Here is a 21,977-nt window from a genome sequence, read left to right on the forward strand (position 1 = left end):
TCGCGCCTCTCCTCCAACCATTACTCGCTGGAAAACTAACCGGCTAACACATTTGAATAACAATCATGCAGCTTAAGAAAAATCCTCAACTCGATGCACTCGATAAAAAAGCGGAATCTTCAGAAAAAAACATTCTCCCTGACAAAAAACGTAAATCATGGGTAGGAACTTTTCTGAAAATAACTTTTATTTATTTTCCTTTGGGTAGCATAATACTTGGTGCGATCGCGTTGCCGAATCTGCTCTCTTGTGGCAATAAAGCGAAGCAGTCAGAAGCTAAACTATACGTTAGCTCAATGAACCGCGCTCAACAAGCTTATTTTGCCGAAAAAGGTGTTTTTGCAACTTCCTTTGATGCCCTCGCTCTTGGCCTCAAGTCTCAAACAACCAACTACAATTATTCAGTAATTACTGGTAAAAAAGCTGCATTTAGTTACGGCGTATCCCGCACGGTACAAAAGGATATCAAGAGCGTTGTCGGAGGAGTTTTTTTAGTAGCCACTCCTCTTGCCCATGCGAATAAAACTGCCGATATAAGTACGGTGCTAACTATATTATGTATCGCCCAATCTGATAGTCAAACTCCACCTGCTGAGCCAATAAATATTAACGGTAAATTAGCTTGCGGTGATGGGACAGTAGAAGTGAATAAGTAAATCGCGACCAAAATTATGCCAGAAATTGTCAAAGGCTTCATCATCTTAGCTTGCATCTTCATTCCCCTCGAAAGAGTCTTATCCTTGCACAAGCAAAAGATATTTCGTCTCGGATGGGCAACCGATGCCACTTATTTTTTTACAGGTCACTTTATTGGCAGATCCGGGGCTATTGTTGTGACTGTAACTTTGTCGCTGATGACTAATTTACTAAACCTGGAATTGCAAAGCAAAGTAGCATCTCAACCTGTGTGGTTGCAGTTTGCAGAAGCAGTTATCGTTTCAGATATGGCATATTATATCGCTCACCGGCTGCTGCATGAAGTACCCTGGCTTTGGCAATTTCATGCAGTCCATCACAGCATTGAACACATGGACTGGTTAGCCGCAGTGCGGGTGCATCCCTGCGAGCAAATTTTTACTCAGATTTGCAAAATCATGCCTCTTTACTGGGTGGGATTTACTAAGGAGAGTTTGGTGGTTTATGCTCTTTATTCGGCGGCGATAGCTTTCTTAATTCATTCTAATATTAAGTTAAGATTTGGCATTCTAAAATGGTTCGTAGCCACCCCACAATTTCATCACTGGCATCACAGTAAAATTCCCGAAATCTACAACAAAAATTTTGCTGTTCAGTTGCCACTGTTAGATTTGCTATTTGGTACTATGTATATGCCAGCGAAAAAAATGCCTCATAAATATGGAATTTCTGATTCTATACCTGTTGGATATGTCGGACAAATATTCTTTCCATTTTCAAGGATGATGAAAAATGCTAGATAAAAATGCAAAACCAGGTATTAATCGCTATTTTCGGATTTTGCTGGTAATTATGGGTTTTGGCTTGACGAGTGTTGCTTCTGTGGGTGCAGTGTCCCTATTTCATCACATGGATATCCTAACTTTTATCGCCAGTTTAAATACGAAACAAGTAACTGTTGCCGAATTGCAGCAGGGTAAGTTGAAACCAGTGATTTTGATAGATGTGCGATCGCCAGAAGAATACGCGGAAGACCGCATCGGTGAAAGTCCCCTTGTTCCCATAATTGATATTGAGATGGGGTTCGGTGTAAAGCAGATTCAATCCATTGTAAAAGCTAGGGTGAAATCCGATCAACCTCAGCCCGTAATTGTACTTTATTGTGCCAGAGGAGGGCGAGCGGTTAAAGCATACAAACAGTTGGAAAAAGTTGATCGGTATTCCCACGAATCTGGAGGAAACCAGACTAATAAGATTAAGGATATTAGCCTTAATTTTGTTGTGCTTTCAGGCGGTATCAAAGCGTGGCGGCAAGCAGTGCCGGCTCCAAAAGATGCCGAGATATTAGCCCCAATTACTTTGCGGAGTTTGATAAAGTCTCCGTCAGTCACCATGCTTTCGGAATGAATCGGGGCAGTTGTGACAAAATAGATTTTGGTCAAATCTCTATCAATAGAAAGGTGTATCGTGCTGACAGATTAGCTATCTTCAAGAAAAGTAGCCATTATCCTCAGCAATCTGCAACGGTTGGCTGTTTGGGCAGGCACCACAATAATTAGAGTTAGCATAACTTTATTCCATGCAAAACACCCTAGAGATACTTGCTTCTTCCGACTCGCCGAGTCTTCCCAAAAAGCAACCCGCACCCCCAAATTACGAAGCAGCCGATCGGCAATTTGTCAATTTGCTAGAAGTCGAGGATTTAGACAAGACGGTGGCGGCAAAACCGTTGCTTGTTAGCGATTTTGAAAGCGCGATCGCCTATGCACTTCAAGCAGCTTACCAACAGGAACCCGGCGATGAGGCCGCTCACCGCTTCTTGCAGCGCGTACTTTACCGCATCAACCGCCTCAACTTGTTTTGGTACGACGATTTGCGCCGCTACAATAACGAGCGATCGCACTATTTGCGGTCTGTGCGCGATCGCATAGAGGAACCTTGGCAGCAGTGGGAACTAGCGCAAATCGACGTTGCAGCGCTGCAAAAATTGCCGGATGTCAAGCAAGCCCTGCGCGATCGCGCGGCCGCCGATGTCGATCCTCCGCTAACTGAGCTCGATCGCTACCAGCGGGAACAGATGACTGAAGAGGGATACAAACACCTGCTGGCGATCGCGTCCTTCGACGGTTTAGTTGAAGCCAGCCGCCTTTCTCGCATCCTCGGCGGCGCCGGCAACGAAATTCAGTGTACCCTTACGCGAGTGCTGATGGAAGAATACGGAGGCGGTCGTCTCCCCCGCAAGCACTCGACCTTTTTTGCTCAAATGCTGGCAGAATTCGATATGAGTACGGAACCGGAAGCGTACTTCGATTTAGTGCCTTGGGAAGTGCTCGCAAGCATCAATCACAACTTTCTGCTGACGGAACGCAAGCGCCATTTTCTGCGCTACAACGGCGGACTCACTTATTTTGAGGTGGCGGGGCCCGTCGCTTACCGCAATTATCTAGCCGCCGCCCAGCGTCTGGGCCTCTCGCAGGCTGCGATGGGTTATTGGGAACTACACATCAAAGAAGACGAGCGTCACGGCCGCTGGATGTTGGATGAAGTGGCGATCCCGCTGGTTGATAGATACCCGCAGGAGGCGTGGGAGCTGGTGTTGGGGTACGATCAGGAGAAGTCGATCGGCGATCGGGCTGGGGCTGCTGTGGTGCGATCGATCCAAGCCGCAGAACGGAATTAACGGCTATTTAGGGTGCATAAGTCTTGGATGTACCCTAGATGTTGCACCGTTGTCAATAAGCCTTTGAGGAACAGGCAAGATGCCTGTTCCACAAAGAGTGTATTTCTTGTGGAACAGGCATCTTGCCTGTTGCTGACAATCTTGCCTGTTGCTGACAATGGTGCAACCTCTCAGAGGCATCCAACCAGCGCTGTATTTTAAAATGCTGTCATTAACTGAATTAGCTCGATCGACAAATCTCTTTGCGACTTTTGGTGCTTCTTAAACAAAACTCCAGCCAGCAGATAGATGTTTTCCGTATAAAAAGCCATTCCCTGTTCTCTGAGAGTGGCGATCGCGCTTTTCACCTTGGGTTCCGAACTATAATAGCCAAAAGTTAAAGGTGCAATCTCAAAATTCGCAACCGAGTAGCCTCGATCCAAGGCATAATCGATCAAACCCACAGGATTAGAATAGCTAGAAACCATCAGCAAAACTTCATCACTGCCCAGAGATAAAAGTTTTTTAGCAATTGTCGAACCATCACTCCCGCCGTGCAACAGCGGCTGGTAAATCTTATCATCCACCGCCGGCAAGTAAGGCGGATTTGAGATGACACAATCCGCCGACTCGTATAAAGGCGAATCAAAAAAAGAGCAATTGTTGACAGTGTATTTTTCGCTCAGTTGATATTCCTTAATTTGAGACTGAGCAATTTTCCAAGCTACATTATTTAGCTCAAATCCCTGTATTGTCCCATCAAAATCACTTCTCAGCAAAGACTTAATAACTGGACTTCCCTCTCCTGAGCCAAACTCTACGATAAGTCGAGAATTGTCACTAGCATTTAACACTAAACTTTCCAAGCAGTGCGCGTAAAAATCCGATTCTTCCGGGCAGTGGAATACCTGTTTCAGAGGATGGGATGAAGTGAGCATAAATTCTGTAACAAAGTTGACTATTTTCAAAGTATCGAATAAGTAATATCCCAGCCATCTGTCGCAAGAGCTATTTTATCAAACTCTGCAATCTCTCTCTTCCTGTTTTATCTCGTGCGATCAAATAACTATTACTGCCGACAGATTATCAAATTAACTAGATTAATCCGATTGACAGATTGCAATTATAGCGATTGCTGGTGAGATAGTACCTAAGCAAATAATTTTAAATTTTAATATTGTCCAACATGACCTTTTTTAATTATTCAGTTCCGCCTCTGCGCCGCAAACAGATTAACATTGCCGTTCAGGATTTAGAAGGGATTTGGCACGTTCAGTTTCCCATTGGCAAAGAGCGATTTTATTCAAAATTTTATACTTGTCTCGATCGTACTTGCTTGCTGTGGAGCTTGCTGTTAATACCAATCTTCGGCACAGCACAATTTTTTTCTGTGAGTTGGATGCTGCAAGCTGGTTTGTGGTCAGCGCTCAGCCTCGTAGGTACAGCAGCAATGGTAAGCATGACATACTCTTGGGTCAAAATAGAACGCCTGGCTTGGGTGCTTTACGGTTGGGTAATACTAATGTTATTAGGATTGCTGCTGACCGATTTAGCAATTTTTCTCCGTTGGGGAAAAGTGTTGGCGAATCTCTGTCCCCTGTGGTTGGGAATGAGCGGAATAGGGTATTTGGGGACTGGATTTGCAGTGCGATCGCGCGCGCTTTTAGCAGCAAGTTTATTTCACCTGTTAGGGATTTTTATTTTGCCTTTCACGGGCAGTTGGTCTTTCCTATTTACGGGAGCCGTAATGGTATTTAGCTTGCTCGTTTTAGCCGAGTTGCAATGGGATATGCACCAGCCTCTTAACAGGCTGCATTAACTTCACTACCACCGCGATTCCAACAGCTATCAACGGTAAATAATTAACCACCAGTCATCAGTACCTTGCTAATTACTGATGATATCATGACCGCTAGAATAACGTTACTCACATTGGTTGGTAGTGAGGACTCCACTAAAATGAGGAATGAAGTCCTCACTACACACGGGATAACGGTTATTTTAGCGGACACGATCTTACTGATGGCTGATAACTAATTGCCACCAGACTGTACAGATTTGCGGGTTTGGTTAGTATCGTCGCCCTTGTGATGCCACGTGCCACCTTCGCCTTGAACGTATTCAGATTTTACGCTGTTCCAAGCAACGCTAGTAGCACCATCGGCGCTCATTCCATCTTCACTAGCGCTCTTAAAAGCCGCCTGAAAAATTTGTTTCGCTCCTTGGGGGAGTTCTTGTGCTTCTGAAGGTAAGGTATCAAATTGTTGTTCTGGCATAATGACCTCTAATTATTAAACACAAATTAAATGTTATATACTAGAACCCATTCCTTTCCTCTCTCTAAAAGCAAGTTTAAGATTGCATTCTTATCAGTCCGAAGACAGATGTAATATTAAATTTATTGGGAAAATATAATGCAACTTAATTGCCGTTGCTGGTTCAGCCGGATTTGGCTAATTTCCCTCCTCAAACAGCCATTAATCTGACTTCGGCTTTTTCACCTGCGAACTTAGAAAATACGTCAGCGCAGCGATTACTAAAGCGGTACCCGCTCCCAAGGGAAGGATGTTCGTCCCGCCGTTCCACCGAACTACCTCAGAGAGAAACAATACACTCAACACTACTACAATCACGCTGGTGAGTTTGGTTTTCAGGTCATCGATGGTGTGAATTTCCAGCCAGTGTGGTACTTTGATGCGCTCGTCTATAAACAGCTCGTAAAGTCCGAGTGCAGTAATGTAAAATACTGTGGCGAGGAGAAACAAATCTACAACTTCGATGCCTGACAGAATCAGTTGTTTGGAGTTTTCGCTGGAAACCGGTACTGTAACTGTGTGGCCGATGGTAATGACGGTTTCCAGGGCACCGTAGATCAAAAGCGTCACAGACGTTGCAAAAGAACCGAATACAGCGATTAACATTAGATAGCGACTTCTAGCAAGAATTCGATGCAGCATAGTTGATCTCTCTTTGGAAAATTTGTTAGAGAACAAGCGCTCTCTGGCATACCTTTGGCTTCACTATATCAGAGTTTGCCCGATCGCACTTACAAGCAATTCTGCCGAGTGTGGCCGCTGGTTAATTTCATGTCGCGCGACCACAACTCGCATAACCCTCAGTTCGCCTTCGTGTTTGAGACAACTCCAATCCCAGTCAAAAGCCTTGCTGTTGCGGGGTAGCAGGCGCTTTTGCGACTTGGAGCGGTCGCTCGCGCGTTTTGAGATAATTTAGTTTCCTGGGAAAGTTTGAGCCGTATTCTGCCAGTGCCCAAATTGTCCGCCGCAAGTTAAGAAAAAATAGCGCTCAAAAAAAAATTAAACTAACTCATCTGGCGGAGTGCTAAACCAAAATTGACGGTGAGAAAATCAACAATTTCTGCCTCAAAGCACCTGCATCCGGGGAAAATTCATAGGAAGAAGCGGGCGCTTGTCTGAGAAAGCCGGTTAATTCGTATATGTCTGGTTACTCCACCCAAAATGTTTCATATCAACCTGGTTTCTATCCCCCGCACACAAAATTTGATTAAGCTAGTCGGTCGCTCAATCAAATTTCATCCACCACCTGAAATAAAAAGCCATTTTGTCAAATATTCCTAAAGATGAATGGCGAACTTGAAGCATACGTAATAGCTTATAAACTGTTAACGCGGCGGTGTAATTAATCAGGGAAAAATCATTAAGGAAACGGGACTAAATTTGCTCCCTTACCTTCATTATTCCGCAGCGAAGGTTAGAAAATTTGCACGTTACGCTGTCAATTTGACCCTGCAGTTTTGGCATCACAAGCGATCGCAAGACTCTACGTAAAAGCAAGCATTACCATGAAATCGAAATCTTCTAAATTGTTGAAAACTGTTTTAGCAAGCGCTTGTACTTTAGGTTTAGCAACGGTTTCCTTCGCAGTGCCTGCTTCTGCCCAGTCGGGCGGTGCTGGAGGAGGTGCAGGCGGGGGTGCAGGCGGTAGCGTCGGCAGTGGCACAAGCGGTACGACGGGAACAAGCGGTACGACTGGTACGGGTACAAGCGGTACGACTGGTACAAGCGGTACGGGTACAAGCGGTACAAGCGGTACAAGCGGTACAAGCGGTACGACTGGTACGGGTACAAGCGGTACAACCGGTACGACTGGCACGGGTACAAGCGGTACAACCGGTACAACCGGTACGGGTACAAGCGGTACAAGTGGTACGACTGGTACGACTGGTACGGGTACAAGTGGTACGACTGGTACGACTGGTACGGGTACAAGCGGTACAACCGGTACGACTGGCACGGGTACAAGCGCTACAACTGGTACGACTGGCATCGGTACAAGCGGTACAACCGATACGACTGGTACGACTGGCATCGGTACAAGCGGTACAACCGATACGACTGGTACGGGTACAAGCGGTACAACCGGTACGACTGGCATCGGTACAAGCGGTACAACCGATACGACTGGTACGGGTACAACCGGTACAACCGGTACGACTGGCACGACGGGTACAACCGGTACGACTGGCACGACGGGTACAACCGATACGACTGGTACGACTGGTACGGGTACAACCGATACGACTGGTACGGGTACAAGCGGTACAACCGGTACGACTGGTACGGGGACAACCGGTACAACCGGTACAACCGGTACGACTGGTACGGGTACAACCGGTACAACCGGTACCACATCGACTTCGGCTGATACTAATTCAGGAGTTTTGAGTGCTCGGCGCGATAGCCCCAACAATTTCGGGTGGCTGGGTGCCCTGGGTGCGTTTGGTTTGATCAACTTGTTTAGGAAAGGCAGTACACCCTCCCATCGGTAATTTCGGGCGATTCCCTACGGGATAGCTTCGCTTCACGTACTTTTGAAAACAACTTAGAGGCTTAGAAAGTCATGACTTCACTCAATCGCAAAAGTTTGTTCAAAAAATTGGTAACAGTTGCCGGAATTGCCGGCGTTAGTTCTTTGATAGCTGTGCCGGGATTCGCAGAATTAAACCGCCAGACTCACGGCTTCAACCAGTCGAGCGATCGGGTTTTTGAGCTTGCTGATAGCGACTTAAACGATCCTAATTCTCCGGGACCTCCTGCTACAGATAGAAACAACAACAACAATCCTGGCGGTTCTCCCAACACTCCAAATACTCCCACCAACAACACTCCCGGCCGTTCTCCAAATAGCCCCATCAACAACACTCCCGGCCGTTCTCCAAATAGCCCCATCAACAACACTCCCGGCCGTTCTCCCAGCACTCCAACAAGTGGCGAAACTTCGCCTAATTCTCTCAGCAGCAGAGACAGAACTTTTGCCATGCAAGCAGGTCAACTTGGTATGCTGGAAGTGGAGCTCGGCAGATTGGCAGTGCAGCGCGGTTCGAGTGCTGGTGTGAAACAATACGGCCAAGAAATGGTAGAGGAACACACTCAGGCAAATCAAGAATTGATGCAGTTAGTAATGCAAAAGCAGGCTGAATTGCCAACCGAGATGAGCAGCCAGAACAAAGCTTTGATGGATCGACTTTCGGGACTCTCCGGTACAAGTTTTGACACTGCTTACAAGCAGGCTATGATCGAGAGCCACAATCAGGCTATTGCTCTGTTTCAGGCTCAATCTCAACAGGGACAAGATCCCGACTTGAAGGCTTGGGCCACCCAGAAGTTGCCGAACCTTCAGGCGCACTTGCAAATGGTTAACCAAATGTTGGCAGATACCAGCCAGCCCAAATAGGAGGTAGAGGAGGTAGAGTGCGATCGGCTAAAAGACGATCGCACTCTACCTTTGCCGCTCTGAGACTTAGCCTAAATTAATCATTTTTTTACAGACAGGCGTTCGATCGCCCGAGCGCGGAAACAAGCAAGTGCGATCGGGCGATCGTAATTTCACCGCAGAATTATTCAAACAACACCAAATTAATTAGTCCTCAGTGTCCACAAAAACACTCACAGCCGCCACAGCGATTAGCATTTCGTCATTTTTATCATTCAGAGAGGCGATCGCCCTTCCTGGCACCATCATGCCTCCTTGCTCCACAATCAGAGTTTTGCTGCCGAAAGGGAGCACCGCCAACACCTCCTGTTCCCGCACTTGTTCCGGGTAAGGAACAGCTACCTTTACCTCAACAATCATCTGATTGGGGTCAGTCAAACCCGCCACTTCCCAGACACCCAGCAAAGCATTGTGGGCGATCGCATTCCGTACAGCCCTTGCACAGGCTACAGTCGGTTCCTGCCCGTGCTGGTCTATACCCATCCCCATTTCAATGATGAAACATTTACGTGCCATAGTTGCCCCTTGGTTGATTTTTCTTTTTAGTCGATCGCACTTTTCCCCAAAACAATTATCAACCCAAATGACCGCATATTATATTATTTTATCGCTCAGTCAAATAACACACTAATCATCTCATTCAATAAAAAGATGTAACTTTTGACAACCTCAAAACTGATACCAAATCAGTCATTTTAAATCTAAAATCTAAAATCTAAAATCTAAATTGGTATAACTTATGGTAATATAACCAAATTCAGCTTTCCTAGCGGACTGCAAAACTCATCGCCAGCTTGAATCATGGATAGTTTTCTACCAATTGCCTACTTTCAAAACCAATTTCTCCCCTTTACCGACGCCAAAATTTCGATAGCCACCCACGCACTGCACTACGGAACTGGAGTCTTAGGCGGGTTGCGGGGAATCCCAGACCCCCAAAATGCCGATCGAATATTGCTATTTAGATTAGACCGCCACTGTCAAAGATTAAGTCAAAGTGCCAGCTTCCTTCACTGCGATTTACCTGCCAGCAAAATCCAACAAATAATCATTGATTTTGTTCAGAAAAACCAACCAACAAAATCATTTTATATCCGCCCTTTTATCTACACATCAAGTTTAGGAATTGCCCCGCGACTGCACAACGTAGAAACCGACTTTTTTGTCTACGGATTAGAACTTTCAGACTATTTACCCAAAGAAGGAGTCAACTGTAGAATTAGCTCTTGGTACCGCCAAGAAGACCGCAGTTTGCCCTTAAGAGGTAAAATTAGCGGCGCTTACATCACCTCAGCTTTAGCTAAAACAGAAGCAGTACAATCCGGCTTCGACGAAGCGATCATGATGAATTCTCAAGGAAAAGTCAGCGAAGCTTCAGGGATGAACATATTTGTCGCCAGAAACGGTAAATTAGTTACTCCCGGTTTCGAGCAAGATATTCTCGAAGGAATTACCAGAGACAGCGTTATAACTATCGCTAGGGACTTAGGAATTGAAGTCACAGAAAGACCAGTTGATAAATCAGAATTGTTGATTGCAGACGAGATTTTCCTCTGCGGAACCGCAGCAAAAATTACCCCAATTAAGCGAGTGGAAAACTATCACTTGCCCAAAAATCGACCCATCACCGAAAAGATTTTGGACAAACTGACGGAGATTATCGAAAATCGCGACAGCAATTATAAAGAATGGGTATTTCCGATTAATCTTAATTAACCGAAAATACCTGTGCTCGTAGAAGCGACTTCACTCAGATTGTAGGGTGCGCAGTGCGCACCTTACCCCATAGATAGTGCAAAAATACTCGTTTGTATCTTTCGGCTGTAACTGAAATGTTGCACCATTCTCAATAAGCCTTTTATGGGAGGACAGAATGCCCACCCCACAACAAATTCACTGTTTGTGGAACAGGCCGGAAAGCCTGTTATTGAGAATGGCGAAGATGTAAGATGTAACCGGATTTGATATTACTTACCCGCACAAAACACCCGCGTGATGCCGAATGTGATCCTCCATAAAACTCGCTATAAAATAATAGCTATGATCGTAACCTTCCTGCATCCTTAAAGTTAGTGGCTGTCCCGCTTTTGCACAAGCCTCGGCGAACACTTCCGGCAACAACTGCCCGTCAGCCAGATACGAATCAGCAGTGCCGCAGTCAATCAGAATCGGACGGTTGTATTGCGCCTCAAGCACCAACTCGCTAGCATCCCAACCTTTCCACATCTCTTTGTCACCACCGAGGTAGTACCCGAATATTTTTTGTCCCCAAGGGCAGCGCATGGGCGCGGAAATAGGCGCAAAAGCGGAAACAGAAAGATAGCGAGATCCATTTTTCAAAGCGCAAATTAAAGCCCCGTGTCCGCCCATCGAATGACCGAAAATTCCCTGTTTTTCCGGTATCGCTGGAAAATTTTCGGCGATTAAATTCGGCAATTCATCAACCACATAACTATACATTCGATAGTGAGAGTTCCAAGGTGCGACTGTCGCATCAACATAAAAACCCGCACCACTTCCTAAATCCCAATCGTCATCTTCGCCAGGAATGCCCGTCTGGCGCGGGCTAGTGTCGGGCGCAACCAACATTAACCCGTATTTTGCCGCCCACTGTTGCGCCCCCGCTTTTGCCATAAAGTTTTCTTCCGTGGAGGTTAAACCTGATAGAAAATACAAAACTGGTACGGGTTGAGATAAAGCCTGTGGCGGCTGATAAATAGCGAATTTCATCTCGCTGTTGCAAGTGGAGGATTGATGGCTGTAAAATCCGAGCTTGCCACCGAAACTTTGATGTTCTTTGTGCAGTTTTAGGGATTCTGATATCATATTAATTCTATTTCTTTTGTGAATTAGATTTTTTTTATTAACTGCAGAGGGCGCAAAGAAAGAGAGAAGAGAGCAGTTATGTTGGGTGCAGTCGTGCACGTTACGGCTGTGAGTAGCGTGTAAAAACCCTTTTTTCGTAAGTCCTGTCTTCCTTCTTCCCTCTTCCTTCTTCCTTCAAAAACTCAAAATGTCAACACTGTGCGAATTACTTCGCCTTTGTGCATTAAATCAAAGGCTTCATTGATCTTCTCGATCGGCATTACCTGAGTTACCAGACTGTCAATATCAATTTTACCGTCCATGTACCAATCAACAATCTTAGGAACATCTGTTCTGCCTTTCGCCCCGCCAAAAGCCGTCCCTTTCCAAACCCTACCAGTTACTAGCTGAAACGGGCGGGTACTAATTTCTTGACCGGCTCCCGCTACCCCGACAATTACGCTCACACCCCAACCTTTGTGGCAGCATTCCAAAGCTTGGCGCATCACATTAATGTTGCCGATACATTCAAAACTGTAATCTGCTCCGCCTTTGGTTAAATCTACTAAATAAGGCACTAACTCACCTTCCACTTCGCGGGGATTGACAAAGTGAGTCATGCCAAATTTTTCCGCCATCTCTCGCTTGTTGGGGTTCAAGTCTACGCCGACAATCATGTTAGCTCCCACCATACGAGCTGCTTGAATTACATTCAAACCCACGCCGCCTAAACCGAAAACTACCACATTAGAACCCGGTTCTACTTTCGCCGTATTGATGACAGCGCCGATGCCAGTTGTTACGCCGCAGCCGATTAAACAAACTTTCTCAAAAGGAGCATCTTCGCGAATTTTGGCTACTGCAATTTCTGGCAATACTGTATAATTGGCAAAGGTAGAAGTTCCCATGTAATGGTAAAGTTTCTGCCCGTCTAGGGAAAACCTGCTCGTGCCGTCGGGCATGACTCCCTGACCTTGAGTGATGCGAATTGCTTGACAGAGATTCGTTTTGCCACTCAAACAATATTCGCAGTTGCGACATTCGGGAGTGTAGAGAGGAATTACCCGATCGCCCACTTTGACACTCGTGACTCCCGGCCCAACTTCTGCGACAATCCCGGCTCCCTCGTGGCCTAAAATAGCCGGAAACAAACCTTCAGGATCGGCACCGGAAAGAGTGTAAGCATCAGTGTGACAAACACCCGTGGCTTTAATTTCCACCAGCACCTCTCCAGCCTGCGGCCCCTGCAGATCCACCGTTTCAATGCTCAAAGGTTGGCCGGCACTGCGAGCAACTGCTGCTTTTACTTTCATCCTTTCTCCCTGCGCTCTATTTGTCAATTCACAGTCAATATGTATTGTATTACTTAATCTCAAACTTGGAGCAAATCTATGACAAAATTAATTGTAATTACCGGAGTTAGTCGCGGTCTAGGTCTTGCCATGACCGAAAAGTTTATTGAATTGGGACATACAGTTGTGGGATGCGCCCGTTCTTCAGAAGCGGTGGAAAAACTTAACAAAAAACATAGTGCGCCCCATCATTTTACTTGTTTGGATCTCACCAACGATGAGCAAGTAAAAGCTTGGGCAACAGAAATTATGGCAAAAAAAGAGCCGCCAGATTTGCTAATTAATAATGCAGGTGTAGTTAATCGTCTCGCGCCTCTTTGGAATGTCAGTAACGAAGAATTTTCCCAAGTAATTGATGTTAATATTAAAGGTACGGCTAATGTAATTCGTCACTTTGTCCCGGCAATGATTGCTCGAAAAAGCGGCATAATTGTCAACTTTAGTTCTGGTTGGGGAAGGTCAACTTCGCCGGAAGTCGCGCCCTATTGCGCTTCCAAGTGGGCAATAGAAGGACTTACGCGATCGCTCGCTCAAGAATTGCCTGCAGGTATGGCAGCAGTTCCTTTGAATCCGGGGATCATTCACACGGATATGCTGGAAATTTGTTTCGGAGAAGAGGCGGCAAGTTACACATCAGTCAAAGCATGGGTGCAAAAAGCAGTTCCTTTTTTACTCAAGTTAAAACCTTCAGATAACGGAATGCCGCTTACTGTTCCTGGATAATACAGCAACCCTTACAGGATTTACGCACATCTCTATTTTCTTCTCCTCTGCGCCCTCTGCACTCTCTGCGGTTCATAAAAAAAATCTCAAAAATGAAATAAAATTGCTATATTCCCAAATCACAACTCTTTCGCCAAATAGCCACAGTGAACTTGCCGCTAACCTCCCCCTCGCAAACCGAAACCCGCAAAGCAGACCACCTGCGGATCTGCCTCGAAGAAGACGTACAATTTCGCGAAACTACCAGCGGCCTAGAACGCTACCGTTTTGAACACTGCTGTTTGCCAGAACTCGATCGCGCTGAAATTGATTTAACCTCCACATTTCTCGGCAAAAAACTAGCCGTTCCCCTGCTCATTTCCTCGATGACCGGTGGCACAGAATTAGCCCAGACAATCAATTATCGCCTCGCCGATGTCGCTCAAGAATACAAACTAGCAATGGGAGTCGGTTCCCAGCGAATTGTTGTAGAAAATCCTCAACTAGCTCCTACATTTGCCGTCCGTCGCCGCGCTCCCGATATTCTGCTATTTGCCAACATCGGAGCAGTTCAATTAAACTATAATTACGGTTTGGAAGAGTGCCAAAAAATTGTTGATATTCTCGAAGCAGATGCTCTAATTTTGCACCTCAATCCGCTGCAAGAGTGCGTTCAAACCGAAGGCGATACTAACTTTAAAGGACTACTAGATAAAATTGCCAAATTATGCGATAAATTACCAGTACCAGTTATTGCGAAAGAAGTCGGCAACGGTATTTCAGGAAAAATGGCAAAGAAATTGCTCGCTGCGGGGGTAGGTGCGATCGACATTGCCGGGGCCGGAGGCACTTCTTGGGCGAAAATAGAAGGAGAGCGAGCTAAAGATGGCAAGCAGCGCAGGTTGGGCGCAACCTTTGCCGACTGGGGAATACCGACAGCCGAGTGCATTGTCAGCACCCGCGCCGTAGCGCCGGATGTTCCTTTGATTGCCTCTGGAGGCTTGCAAAACGGGCTGGATGCAGCGAAGGCTCTCGCTCTTGGCGCGGATATTGCGGGACTGGCGCGGCCATTTCTGCAAGCTGCAGCGGAATCGGAATCAGCCGCAGCCCTTCTAGCTGAGGTGTTAATTGCAGAAATCGCTACCGTGATGTTCTGTACGGGCTGCGCTAGCTTGGATGAGTTAAAACATTCTGGGGTTTTGGAAAGGTTAAGATAAAAGTGAGTCAGTTGACAGTTGAGAGTTGACAGCTTGTCAGCCAGCGACTTGTCCGAAGAGCGTAGCAGAAGCAAGTCGAAGGGTTGTCAGTTGTCCTAAGAGCTTTTGCCTGAATCTTTGATTAATAGGTCAACGGCAGATGCTAGGCAGATAAACACAGATAAACGCATATAATTTCAAGACAATTTATTGTCTGAACTTTATTGATTAAGGGCAACTGTCAACTGTCAACTGAAAACTGAAAACTGAAAACTGTCAACTGTCAACTGACTAATTATCTAAATGAAAGATTTCCTAAAATATACCTGTGCAAGTTTACTGGGAACCTTCCTAGGACTGTTGCTGCTAGGCAGCATCGGATTGGGAGGACTGGTACTGCTAATTGCTCTGGCCGCATCGTCGTCTAAGGATTCGAGCCCGCAAGTTAAAGATAAGTCGGTATTGGTATTAGACCTTTCTTTAAATATTACCGACAGCAAACCGAGCCGTAGCACTGGCGCGGCGATTGAAGAAGTCCTTTCGGAAGATTCCGGGGATACAGTGACGCTGCGGACTGTTTTAGACACGATCGAATATGCAAAAAAAGACCCCAAAATCGTTGGCATTTATCTCGAAGGCAGCTCGGATTCGAGCAGCAGCGGGTTTGCCAACCTCAAAGAAGTTCGAGGAGCCTTGCAGCGTTTCCGAGATGCCAAAAAGCCCATTTTTGCTTACCAGATGGACTGGAATGAGCGAGATTATTACCTCGGTTCCGTTGCTAATACAATAGCAATCAATCCTTACGGCGCTTTGGAACTCAACGGTTTTAGCAGTCAGGCAATGTTTTTCACCGGTGCTTTGGAGAAATACGGCGTGGGAGTGCAAGTGACTCGCGTCGGCAAATACAAGTCAGCCGTTGAGCCGTTTTTGCTCACAAAAATGAGTCCCGAAAATCGCCAGCAAACTCAAAAGTTGCTCGGAGATATGTGGGGAGAATACCTGAAAACTGTCGCCCCGATCCGTAAAGTGACTGTTCCGCAACTGCAAGCGCTTGCAGATAAGGGCGGAACTTTGATGGCTGACGAAGCTCTAAAAAGTAAGTTAGTTGATAAAGTTGTTTACTTTGACGAAATATCGACTGAACTTAAAAAGCTCACAGGAACCGATGGCGAAAACAAATCTTTCAAGCAAATTAGTTTGAAAAACTACGCCAGAGTTGCTGAGGATAAAAACTCAACTCGCGCTGACAAGAAAAACCAAATTGCTATACTTTACGCAGAGGGAGAGATTGTAGACGGCGAAGGGGGTCCGACTCAAGTAGGAGGCGATCGCATCGCTAAAGAAATGCGGAAAATCCGAGAAGATGACGACGTAAAAGCAGTGGTTTTGCGCGTCAACAGTCCCGGAGGTAGCGCGACGGCGGCCGAAGTAATCGGACGCGAAGTGATGCTGACGGGCAAAAAGAAACCAGTTATCGTTTCGATGGGCAATTTAGCAGCATCCGGCGGCTATTGGATTTCGATGGGTTCCAACCGCATTTTTGCCGAACCCAATACGATTACCGGTTCGATCGGCGTTTTTGGAATGCTGTTCAACGCCGAAAAGTTGGCTGCTAACAACGGCCTAACTTGGGACGTGGTAAAAACAGCCCGCTTTGCGGATACTAACACGGTTTCCCGTCCCAAAAATCCTCAAGAACTGGCGAATATTCAGAGGATAGTCGATCGCATTTACGATCGATTTATTACTAAAGTCGCCAACTCCCGCCAACTGCCGAAAAACAAGGTACAAGAAATTGCTCAAGGCAGGGTGTGGTCTGGTACGGCGGCGAAACAGTTGGGTTTGGTCGATGAAATTGGCGGGCTTGAAGATGCTGTCAGAGAGGCTGCTAAGCAAGCTAAACTCGGCGACGATTGGAAGGTGGAAGAATATCCCAAACGCCGCAGTCTGGAGGAGCGAATTTTGGAAAAAATTTCAGGCGTTCACGTTTTGAAACCAGCCACCAAACTCGACCCGCTAACGGCCGAATTTAAGAAAATGCAAGATGAATTGGCTGTGATTAAGTCTATGAACGACCCGCAGGGGATTTATGTTCGCTTGCCTTTCAATTTGCGGATTGATTAATTAATACCAAGTCCGGGATTTTTACCCCTTTATTCTTCAGTCCCCCTCTGTGCGGACAAAAGTTTTGCTCTTGAACCGTTGCAAGCGCTGAGTCTGATCGGGTTTTTAACGCGGATTTGGTAAAAGTAGGCTGACGCATCCTACCAACAACTGAAAAACCCGGTTTCTTCAAGAAACCGGGTTTATGAATACCCTAAAAGTCTATCGACTGGGAATTGGCAATATTTGTTATGCAGCACGCTGAGTTAACAATCCCCAGATGAAAAGTAGAACGATCGCACCTACAACTGCAAAAGCTATACTGGGTAGAGTCAATGCTCCAAAGGATGCTCCCCCGCTCGTCCCCAGCAAGACTTGACCCAGATAACCTCCCACTAGCGCGCCCAAAATTCCTAAACCTGTTGTTGCCAGAAAGCCACCGCCTTGAGTTCCCGGATAAATGGCTTTGGCGATCGCACCGGCAATCAGTCCTAAAACGATCCAAGCAATAATTCCCATTTCTTTTTCTCCTGAATACTTAAACTTTTCTCGTGCCTTGTCTTATGTTTTTAGAATAACAAGTGCTATCCCGTCCTTACCTCTACCGTAGGGAGGAACCGAAAGTGGTAGGATTTCCCATTAATTGTCCGAGTTTGAGGCTTTTTAATATCTCAAAAGAGTTAACCCACTTTCTCTAGGGAAGAAAGGTACTTATGCTCAAGGCAAAAAGGAAATAGGAGAATTGTTTCTGGGACTTTTTGTGTTTTACTGGTAAAAAAATTACAATAATTTTGTGAAACGAGGAAAGTTTGCGCCCGATGGATCTGACTCTGTGCATGATTGTGAAGAATGAAGAGGCAACACTGTCGCGGACTTTGGACAGCGTTAAGGGTGTTGTGGACGAAATAGTGGTGGTGGATACGGGATCGGGCGATCGCACCCGTGAAATTGCCCGAGAATCCGGGGCGAGGGTTTATGACTTTGAATGGTGCGACGACTTCGCAGCGGCGCGCAATGAGTGTCTGAAGCACGCCCAGGGCGACTGGATTTTGGTGTTGGATGCCGATGAGGTTTTGGTACCGGAGATGGTACCTCAAATGAAGCAGGCAATTGCGAGCGATCGGCTGCTGCTAATCAATCTCATCCGCCAAGAAATCGGTGCCTCTCAATCTCCCTATTCCCTGGTGTCGCGCTTGTTTCGCAATCGCCCCGACATCCGCTTTTCTCGCCCTTACCACGCCATGGTAGACGACAGCGTAGGTGAGATTTTGCAGAGGGAACCGGAGTGGAAAATAGCTGCTCTCCCCGATGTGGCGATTTGGCACTCTGGTTATCAAAAAGATGCGATAGCAGCAAAAAGCAAATTCCAAAAAGCTCAAGCAGCCATGGAACGGTATATCGCTTATTATCCAAACGATGCTTATGCTTGTAGCAAATTAGGTGCGCTGTATGTAGAAACCGGGCAAATTGGGCGGGGAATTAATTTATTAACCAAAGGCTTAACTGCCGAGGGCATTGATGATTCTATTGTTTACGAGCTGAACTATCATTTGGGAATTGCTTATCGCCAGCAGCAGCAATTTGGTAAAGCAAAAAAACACTATCAAGCCGCAATTAATACCACTGTTTTCCCCCCGCTCAAGTTGGGCGCTTACAATAATTTGGGCAATTTGTTCAAAGATGAAGGAGATTTAAAATCTGCTGAAAAAGCTTACAAAGCAGCTTTAAAAATTGACCCCAATTTTGCAGTAGGTCACTATAATTTAGGACTGACGCTGAAGGCCGCCGGAAATTTAGCAGATGCGATCGCCTATTACCGACAAGCGATAAAAATCGATCCCGAACACGCCGAAGCTCATCAAAACTTGGCAGTAGCCTTGTTAAAAATTGGCAAAATGCCAGAGAGTTTAGCAGAATTCAAAAGAGCGATCGCCCTTCATGAACAGCGCCGCCCATTTGAAGCAGAACGCCTGCGCCGGGGACTGCAAGAAATGGGTTTAATGTAACTGAAATTATGGCTTTCATGGGCGGGCAGGATGCCCACCCCACAATCAAATTCTCGTGGAACAGGCCAGAAAGCCTGTTCATTAACAATATTCCAAGATATGAGATACAACCAGTAAAATCAAGCAATTATCTCCACTTTGCCGCTATCCAAATCGTAGCGACCCCCAACAACTTTAAGCTTGCCCGCTTTGACTGCTTCAGCTAAAATAGGCGATGATGATTGTAAGTTATTTACATTCCTTTTCACATTAGCTCTGACTGCGTTATCCCACGCATCGCCTGTTTGACCTTTAGTCGAATCAACTGCTGGTTTAATCGCCGCCACCAAAGTGCTAATGTGACCCGGCACAGCTTTGCCATCTAAAGCTGCTTTAACAGCACCGCAGCGTTCGTGACCCAGAATTACTAATAGTGGCACGCCTAATTCTAAGGCCGCATATTCTATATTTCCGAGAACCACATCGTCGAGAAAATTGCCAGCTACTCGGATATCAAATAAATCTCCCAATCCTTGGTCGAAAATAATTTCGGGAGCAACGCGCGAATCAGAACAAGCCAGGATGGTTGCAAACGGATGTTGACCCTGTGCTACTTCTACAATCCGCGATCGAGCTTGGTCGGGAAATGTCCGTTTTTGCTCAATGTAGCGTTGATTCCCCTCCATCAATTTCTTGAGAGCACCGTCGGGAGTCAGGTCAGAGATTGCCTCTGCTTTTGCTGCTTGGGCTTGTAAAAGCACTGGTGCCAAGCTTGCCGCGAGCATCCCTGCACCAGCCTTCAACATAAAATTGCGTCGCGAAATCATGCCTTTTTTTCCGCTTTCAGTCATTGCTTATAACTAGGTTCAATTTTTTCTATTTTATAGCATAATATCTACCACAACCTCACTCAGACTTCTTTGATTTTTCTTTACACGCAGCTACGGCAAAATGTAAACTTCAAAACAGTGACCTATTTTTATTTCATTCATATTTTATTTAGTAAAGTCAACTGCGGTCATCCTTCTACCGGGATGCTAGAATGTATCTAAAACGAGAATTATTTATCAAGGGCTCGAAATGTCCTACGTCGCCAGCATTCATATCTATCCGGTCAAGTCCCTTGACGGCATAGCAGTCAGTCAAGCAACTATTCTAGCCAGCGGAGCTCTAGAAGGCGATCGCTCTTTTGCCATCTGCGATGCAGCAGGAGAATTGGTTAACACTAAGCACAACAGCGGAGTCTGTTTTCTACGTTTATCCTTTGACATTAAAAAGAGAATTGCCGGCCTGAAAATTCAAGGCACCGAACAAGAAATATTTTTTCATGTAGATCGAGAACGTTTGGGAATAGAATCTTGGTTGAGCAATTACTTCGGTTTCTCCGTCAAGTTAATTGAAAACTTGCTGACTGGTTTTCCCGACAATCTTGCTGCACCAGGGCCAACCATTATCAGTACCGAAACAATTGCCGAAGTTGCATCTTGGTTTCCGAGAGTTTGCGTTAACGAGATGCGCCATCGCTTGCGAGCTAATATTGAAATAGGGGATGTCCCTGCTTTTTGGGAAGACCAACTTTTCTCACAATCTGATGACATTGTTAGGTTTAAAATAGGGACTGTAATATTGGAAGGTATTAATCCCGGTCAGGCCTGTCTCCTATCTATGCCAAATTATGCAGCGAAAGAAGCTTATCCAAATTTAAAAAAAATACTAGCAGCAAAGCACAATGAAATCATGCCTGACTTGGTAAAAAGGCATTTAAATCCCATTAGTCGGCTGATAGTTAACACCAGAGTGCCACCTCAATCAGCCGAAAAAATAGTACACATAGGAGACGAAATTCAAATTCTCACGGTCAGCAAGTCTCTATTTAATACCATTCCTGATTAGTTGTATGGCACGAGCCTTATCACGCCGGTGGCAACTCCAAAGAAAGCTGACCCAACACACCAGTTCTAAAATCGTTTAACATCTGCCGCGCTGTTCGTTCGACATCTCCTTTATACTTGTCTTTTGCGACGGCGTGTAAATAATCTTCACCATTACTAGACGCTGGATCTAATTTATACCTGGATTTGAAACCAGATATTGATATCAAAGTCTCATCAGCCACTTGCAGCCCTCGGAGCAAATCTACCATCGCTGCTGCTACTACCTGATTGTCGTAAGCAGCTTCGCCAATATCTTCGCAAATAGCTAATTTTATGGCATTTTCTTGATTGTTAATTCGGGTTGGGATCACTCCGGGCGCGTCTAATAATTCAATTTCGTCAGAAATGCGAATCCATCGGAGCGATTTAGTTACTCCAGCTCTGCGGGCACTGTCCACCACTCTCCGCCCTAACAGCCGATTAATTAAAGCAGATTTTCCGACATTGGGAAATCCCATTACCACTGCCCGGACTGGACGGGGCAGCATACCTCGATCGAACCTTCTTTTATTTAGCTGCACCCCAGCATTCTGCACCGCATCCGCCACAGCGTCTACTCCTTGACCGTGCTCGGCATTAGTAAAATACGCAGTTTCCCCCTGGGCCTCAAACCATGTTTCCCACGCCTCGCGCGATCGAGGCGTAATCATATCCATGCGGTTGATGACCAACACTCGCGGCTTGCCGCCCACCCAACTTGGCATTTGGGGGTGATAAGTAGCCAATGGAATGCGGGCATCTCGGACTTCGAGCACCACATCTACCCGCTTTAGCTGTTCTTTTAATGCCCGTTCAGCTTTGGCAATGTGACCGGGATACCAGTGAATTTTCATAATATGAAGGAAGAAGGAAGA

The 21,977-nt window shown here is 46.0% G+C and carries 22 protein-coding genes; 13 read left to right on the top strand and 9 right to left on the bottom strand.

Annotation, left to right across the window (positions count from 1 at the left end):
• Positions 1-65 precede the first annotated feature (65 nt).
• From QUA27_RS01235 to QUA27_RS01250, 4 genes are all read left to right on the top strand, one after another.
• On the top strand, positions 66-656 hold the full coding sequence (locus tag QUA27_RS01235; protein WP_333065824.1) for a type IV pilin-like G/H family protein: 591 nt from the start codon (positions 66-68) through the stop codon (positions 654-656).
• 15 nt (positions 657-671) lie between these two features.
• The gene (locus QUA27_RS01240; protein ID WP_333065825.1) at positions 672-1,439 is read left to right on the top strand and encodes a sterol desaturase family protein; all 768 of its coding nucleotides are present in this window, start codon (positions 672-674) and stop codon (positions 1,437-1,439) included.
• Complete coding sequence (locus QUA27_RS01245) at positions 1,429-2,043, top strand: rhodanese-like domain-containing protein (RefSeq protein ID WP_333065826.1); 615 nt, start codon at positions 1,429-1,431, stop codon at positions 2,041-2,043. The genes QUA27_RS01240 and QUA27_RS01245 overlap by 11 nt, the downstream gene beginning before the upstream one ends.
• Before the next feature lie 172 nt (positions 2,044-2,215).
• Entirely contained in the window at positions 2,216-3,316 is a 1,101-nt protein-coding gene (locus QUA27_RS01250) for an iron-containing redox enzyme family protein (RefSeq protein ID WP_333065827.1), read from the top strand.
• Positions 3,317-3,513: 197 nt separating this feature from the next.
• On the opposite strand, the gene QUA27_RS01255 is transcribed toward QUA27_RS01250, so the two are convergent.
• Positions 3,514-4,233, bottom strand: coding sequence for a class I SAM-dependent methyltransferase (locus QUA27_RS01255; protein WP_333065828.1), 720 nt, complete (start codon positions 4,231-4,233; stop codon positions 3,514-3,516).
• A 248-nt stretch (positions 4,234-4,481) separates the two neighbouring features.
• Between QUA27_RS01255 and QUA27_RS01260 the strand changes: the two genes are divergently transcribed.
• On the top strand, positions 4,482-5,114 hold the full coding sequence (locus tag QUA27_RS01260; RefSeq protein WP_333065829.1) for a hypothetical protein: 633 nt from the start codon (positions 4,482-4,484) through the stop codon (positions 5,112-5,114).
• Between the two features lie 214 nt (positions 5,115-5,328).
• Here QUA27_RS01260 and QUA27_RS01265 read toward each other — a convergent pair whose 3' ends face one another.
• Positions 5,329-5,571 (bottom strand): ChaB family protein, encoded by a 243-nt coding sequence (locus tag QUA27_RS01265; protein ID WP_190662935.1) that lies wholly within the window; start codon positions 5,569-5,571, stop codon positions 5,329-5,331.
• Positions 5,572-5,772: 201 nt separating this feature from the next.
• Complete coding sequence (locus tag QUA27_RS01270) at positions 5,773-6,252, bottom strand: YqhA family protein (RefSeq protein WP_333065830.1); 480 nt, start codon at positions 6,250-6,252, stop codon at positions 5,773-5,775.
• 863 nt (positions 6,253-7,115) lie between these two features.
• Here QUA27_RS01270 and QUA27_RS01275 point away from each other — a divergent pair.
• A complete protein-coding gene (locus tag QUA27_RS01275; RefSeq protein WP_333065831.1) occupies positions 7,116-8,102 on the top strand; it encodes a hypothetical protein in 987 nt (328 codons plus the stop codon).
• A gap of 71 nt (positions 8,103-8,173) precedes the next feature.
• Positions 8,174-9,007 carry a DUF4142 domain-containing protein gene (locus QUA27_RS01280; RefSeq protein WP_333065832.1) on the top strand — a complete coding sequence of 278 codons (834 nt, stop codon included), beginning with the start codon at positions 8,174-8,176 and terminating at the stop codon, positions 9,005-9,007.
• A 186-nt stretch (positions 9,008-9,193) separates the two neighbouring features.
• Here the strand turns inward: QUA27_RS01280 and QUA27_RS01285 are convergent, their stop codons facing one another.
• A complete protein-coding gene (locus QUA27_RS01285; RefSeq protein ID WP_333065833.1) occupies positions 9,194-9,562 on the bottom strand; it encodes a Lin0512 family protein in 369 nt (122 codons plus the stop codon).
• A gap of 285 nt (positions 9,563-9,847) precedes the next feature.
• On the opposite strand from QUA27_RS01285, the gene QUA27_RS01290 reads away from it, so the two are divergent.
• The gene (locus QUA27_RS01290; RefSeq protein WP_333065834.1) at positions 9,848-10,762 is read left to right on the top strand and encodes a branched-chain amino acid transaminase; all 915 of its coding nucleotides are present in this window, start codon (positions 9,848-9,850) and stop codon (positions 10,760-10,762) included.
• A 255-nt stretch (positions 10,763-11,017) separates the two neighbouring features.
• Here the strand turns inward: QUA27_RS01290 and fghA are convergent, their stop codons facing one another.
• Complete coding sequence (gene fghA, locus QUA27_RS01295) at positions 11,018-11,872, bottom strand: S-formylglutathione hydrolase (protein ID WP_333065835.1); 855 nt, start codon at positions 11,870-11,872, stop codon at positions 11,018-11,020.
• Between the two features lie 182 nt (positions 11,873-12,054).
• On the bottom strand, positions 12,055-13,164 hold the full coding sequence (locus QUA27_RS01300; protein WP_333065836.1) for an S-(hydroxymethyl)glutathione dehydrogenase/class III alcohol dehydrogenase: 1,110 nt from the start codon (positions 13,162-13,164) through the stop codon (positions 12,055-12,057).
• A gap of 78 nt (positions 13,165-13,242) precedes the next feature.
• Here QUA27_RS01300 and QUA27_RS01305 point away from each other — a divergent pair, with 78 nt between their 5' ends.
• From QUA27_RS01305 to sppA, 3 genes are all read left to right on the top strand, one after another.
• Complete coding sequence (locus tag QUA27_RS01305) at positions 13,243-13,926, top strand: SDR family oxidoreductase (RefSeq protein ID WP_333065837.1); 684 nt, start codon at positions 13,243-13,245, stop codon at positions 13,924-13,926.
• Positions 13,927-14,072: 146 nt separating this feature from the next.
• Positions 14,073-15,122, top strand: a complete 1,050-nt coding sequence (gene fni, locus QUA27_RS01310) for a type 2 isopentenyl-diphosphate Delta-isomerase (protein WP_333065838.1) — start codon at positions 14,073-14,075, stop codon at positions 15,120-15,122.
• Positions 15,123-15,404: 282 nt separating this feature from the next.
• Positions 15,405-17,225 carry a signal peptide peptidase SppA gene (gene sppA / locus QUA27_RS01315; RefSeq protein ID WP_333065839.1) on the top strand — a complete coding sequence of 607 codons (1,821 nt, stop codon included), beginning with the start codon at positions 15,405-15,407 and terminating at the stop codon, positions 17,223-17,225.
• 228 nt (positions 17,226-17,453) lie between these two features.
• Here sppA and QUA27_RS01320 read toward each other — a convergent pair whose 3' ends face one another.
• Entirely contained in the window at positions 17,454-17,723 is a 270-nt protein-coding gene (locus QUA27_RS01320; protein ID WP_333037423.1) for a GlsB/YeaQ/YmgE family stress response membrane protein, read from the bottom strand.
• Between the two features lie 299 nt (positions 17,724-18,022).
• Between QUA27_RS01320 and QUA27_RS01325 the strand changes: the two genes are divergently transcribed.
• Positions 18,023-19,210 carry a glycosyltransferase family 2 protein gene (locus QUA27_RS01325; RefSeq protein WP_333065841.1) on the top strand — a complete coding sequence of 396 codons (1,188 nt, stop codon included), beginning with the start codon at positions 18,023-18,025 and terminating at the stop codon, positions 19,208-19,210.
• A 119-nt stretch (positions 19,211-19,329) separates the two neighbouring features.
• Here the strand turns inward: QUA27_RS01325 and QUA27_RS01330 are convergent, their stop codons facing one another.
• Positions 19,330-20,040, bottom strand: coding sequence for a carbonic anhydrase (locus QUA27_RS01330; protein ID WP_333065842.1), 711 nt, complete (start codon positions 20,038-20,040; stop codon positions 19,330-19,332).
• 229 nt (positions 20,041-20,269) lie between these two features.
• Between QUA27_RS01330 and QUA27_RS01335 the strand changes: the two genes are divergently transcribed.
• The gene (locus QUA27_RS01335; protein WP_333065843.1) at positions 20,270-21,082 is read left to right on the top strand and encodes an MOSC domain-containing protein; all 813 of its coding nucleotides are present in this window, start codon (positions 20,270-20,272) and stop codon (positions 21,080-21,082) included.
• A 19-nt stretch (positions 21,083-21,101) separates the two neighbouring features.
• Here the strand turns inward: QUA27_RS01335 and ylqF are convergent, their stop codons facing one another.
• Positions 21,102-21,956 (bottom strand): ribosome biogenesis GTPase YlqF, encoded by an 855-nt coding sequence (gene ylqF, locus QUA27_RS01340; protein ID WP_333065845.1) that lies wholly within the window; start codon positions 21,954-21,956, stop codon positions 21,102-21,104.
• Positions 21,957-21,977 lie beyond the last annotated feature (21 nt).

It is taken from the genome of Microcoleus harperi Pol14_C6, from assembly GCF_036701295.1.
Taxonomy (GTDB): domain Bacteria; phylum Cyanobacteriota; class Cyanobacteriia; order Cyanobacteriales; family Microcoleaceae; genus Microcoleus.

Bases quoted from the DNA above. Each gene is read 5' to 3' on its own strand.
- QUA27_RS01290 (WP_333065834.1), top strand. From the start codon at position 9,848: ATGGATAGTTTTCTACCAATTGCCTACTTTCAAAACCAATTTCTCCCC.
- QUA27_RS01265 (WP_190662935.1), bottom strand. From the start codon at position 5,571: ATGCCAGAACAACAATTTGATACCTTACCTTCAGAAGCACAAGAACTC.
- QUA27_RS01285 (WP_333065833.1), bottom strand. From the start codon at position 9,562: ATGGCACGTAAATGTTTCATCATTGAAATGGGGATGGGTATAGACCAG.
- QUA27_RS01235 (WP_333065824.1), top strand. From the start codon at position 66: ATGCAGCTTAAGAAAAATCCTCAACTCGATGCACTCGATAAAAAAGCG.
- QUA27_RS01305 (WP_333065837.1), top strand. From the start codon at position 13,243: ATGACAAAATTAATTGTAATTACCGGAGTTAGTCGCGGTCTAGGTCTT.
- QUA27_RS01255 (WP_333065828.1), bottom strand. From the start codon at position 4,233: ATGCTCACTTCATCCCATCCTCTGAAACAGGTATTCCACTGCCCGGAA.
- QUA27_RS01275 (WP_333065831.1), top strand. From the start codon at position 7,116: ATGAAATCGAAATCTTCTAAATTGTTGAAAACTGTTTTAGCAAGCGCT.
- QUA27_RS01245 (WP_333065826.1), top strand. From the start codon at position 1,429: ATGCTAGATAAAAATGCAAAACCAGGTATTAATCGCTATTTTCGGATT.
- fghA (WP_333065835.1), bottom strand. From the start codon at position 11,872: ATGATATCAGAATCCCTAAAACTGCACAAAGAACATCAAAGTTTCGGT.
- QUA27_RS01335 (WP_333065843.1), top strand. From the start codon at position 20,270: ATGTCCTACGTCGCCAGCATTCATATCTATCCGGTCAAGTCCCTTGAC.
- QUA27_RS01260 (WP_333065829.1), top strand. From the start codon at position 4,482: ATGACCTTTTTTAATTATTCAGTTCCGCCTCTGCGCCGCAAACAGATT.
- sppA (WP_333065839.1), top strand. From the start codon at position 15,405: ATGAAAGATTTCCTAAAATATACCTGTGCAAGTTTACTGGGAACCTTC.
- QUA27_RS01320 (WP_333037423.1), bottom strand. From the start codon at position 17,723: ATGGGAATTATTGCTTGGATCGTTTTAGGACTGATTGCCGGTGCGATC.
- QUA27_RS01325 (WP_333065841.1), top strand. From the start codon at position 18,023: ATGGATCTGACTCTGTGCATGATTGTGAAGAATGAAGAGGCAACACTG.
- QUA27_RS01300 (WP_333065836.1), bottom strand. From the start codon at position 13,164: ATGAAAGTAAAAGCAGCAGTTGCTCGCAGTGCCGGCCAACCTTTGAGC.
- QUA27_RS01240 (WP_333065825.1), top strand. From the start codon at position 672: ATGCCAGAAATTGTCAAAGGCTTCATCATCTTAGCTTGCATCTTCATT.
- QUA27_RS01330 (WP_333065842.1), bottom strand. From the start codon at position 20,040: ATGACTGAAAGCGGAAAAAAAGGCATGATTTCGCGACGCAATTTTATG.
- ylqF (WP_333065845.1), bottom strand. From the start codon at position 21,956: ATGAAAATTCACTGGTATCCCGGTCACATTGCCAAAGCTGAACGGGCA.
- QUA27_RS01250 (WP_333065827.1), top strand. From the start codon at position 2,216: ATGCAAAACACCCTAGAGATACTTGCTTCTTCCGACTCGCCGAGTCTT.
- QUA27_RS01280 (WP_333065832.1), top strand. From the start codon at position 8,174: ATGACTTCACTCAATCGCAAAAGTTTGTTCAAAAAATTGGTAACAGTT.
- QUA27_RS01270 (WP_333065830.1), bottom strand. From the start codon at position 6,252: ATGCTGCATCGAATTCTTGCTAGAAGTCGCTATCTAATGTTAATCGCT.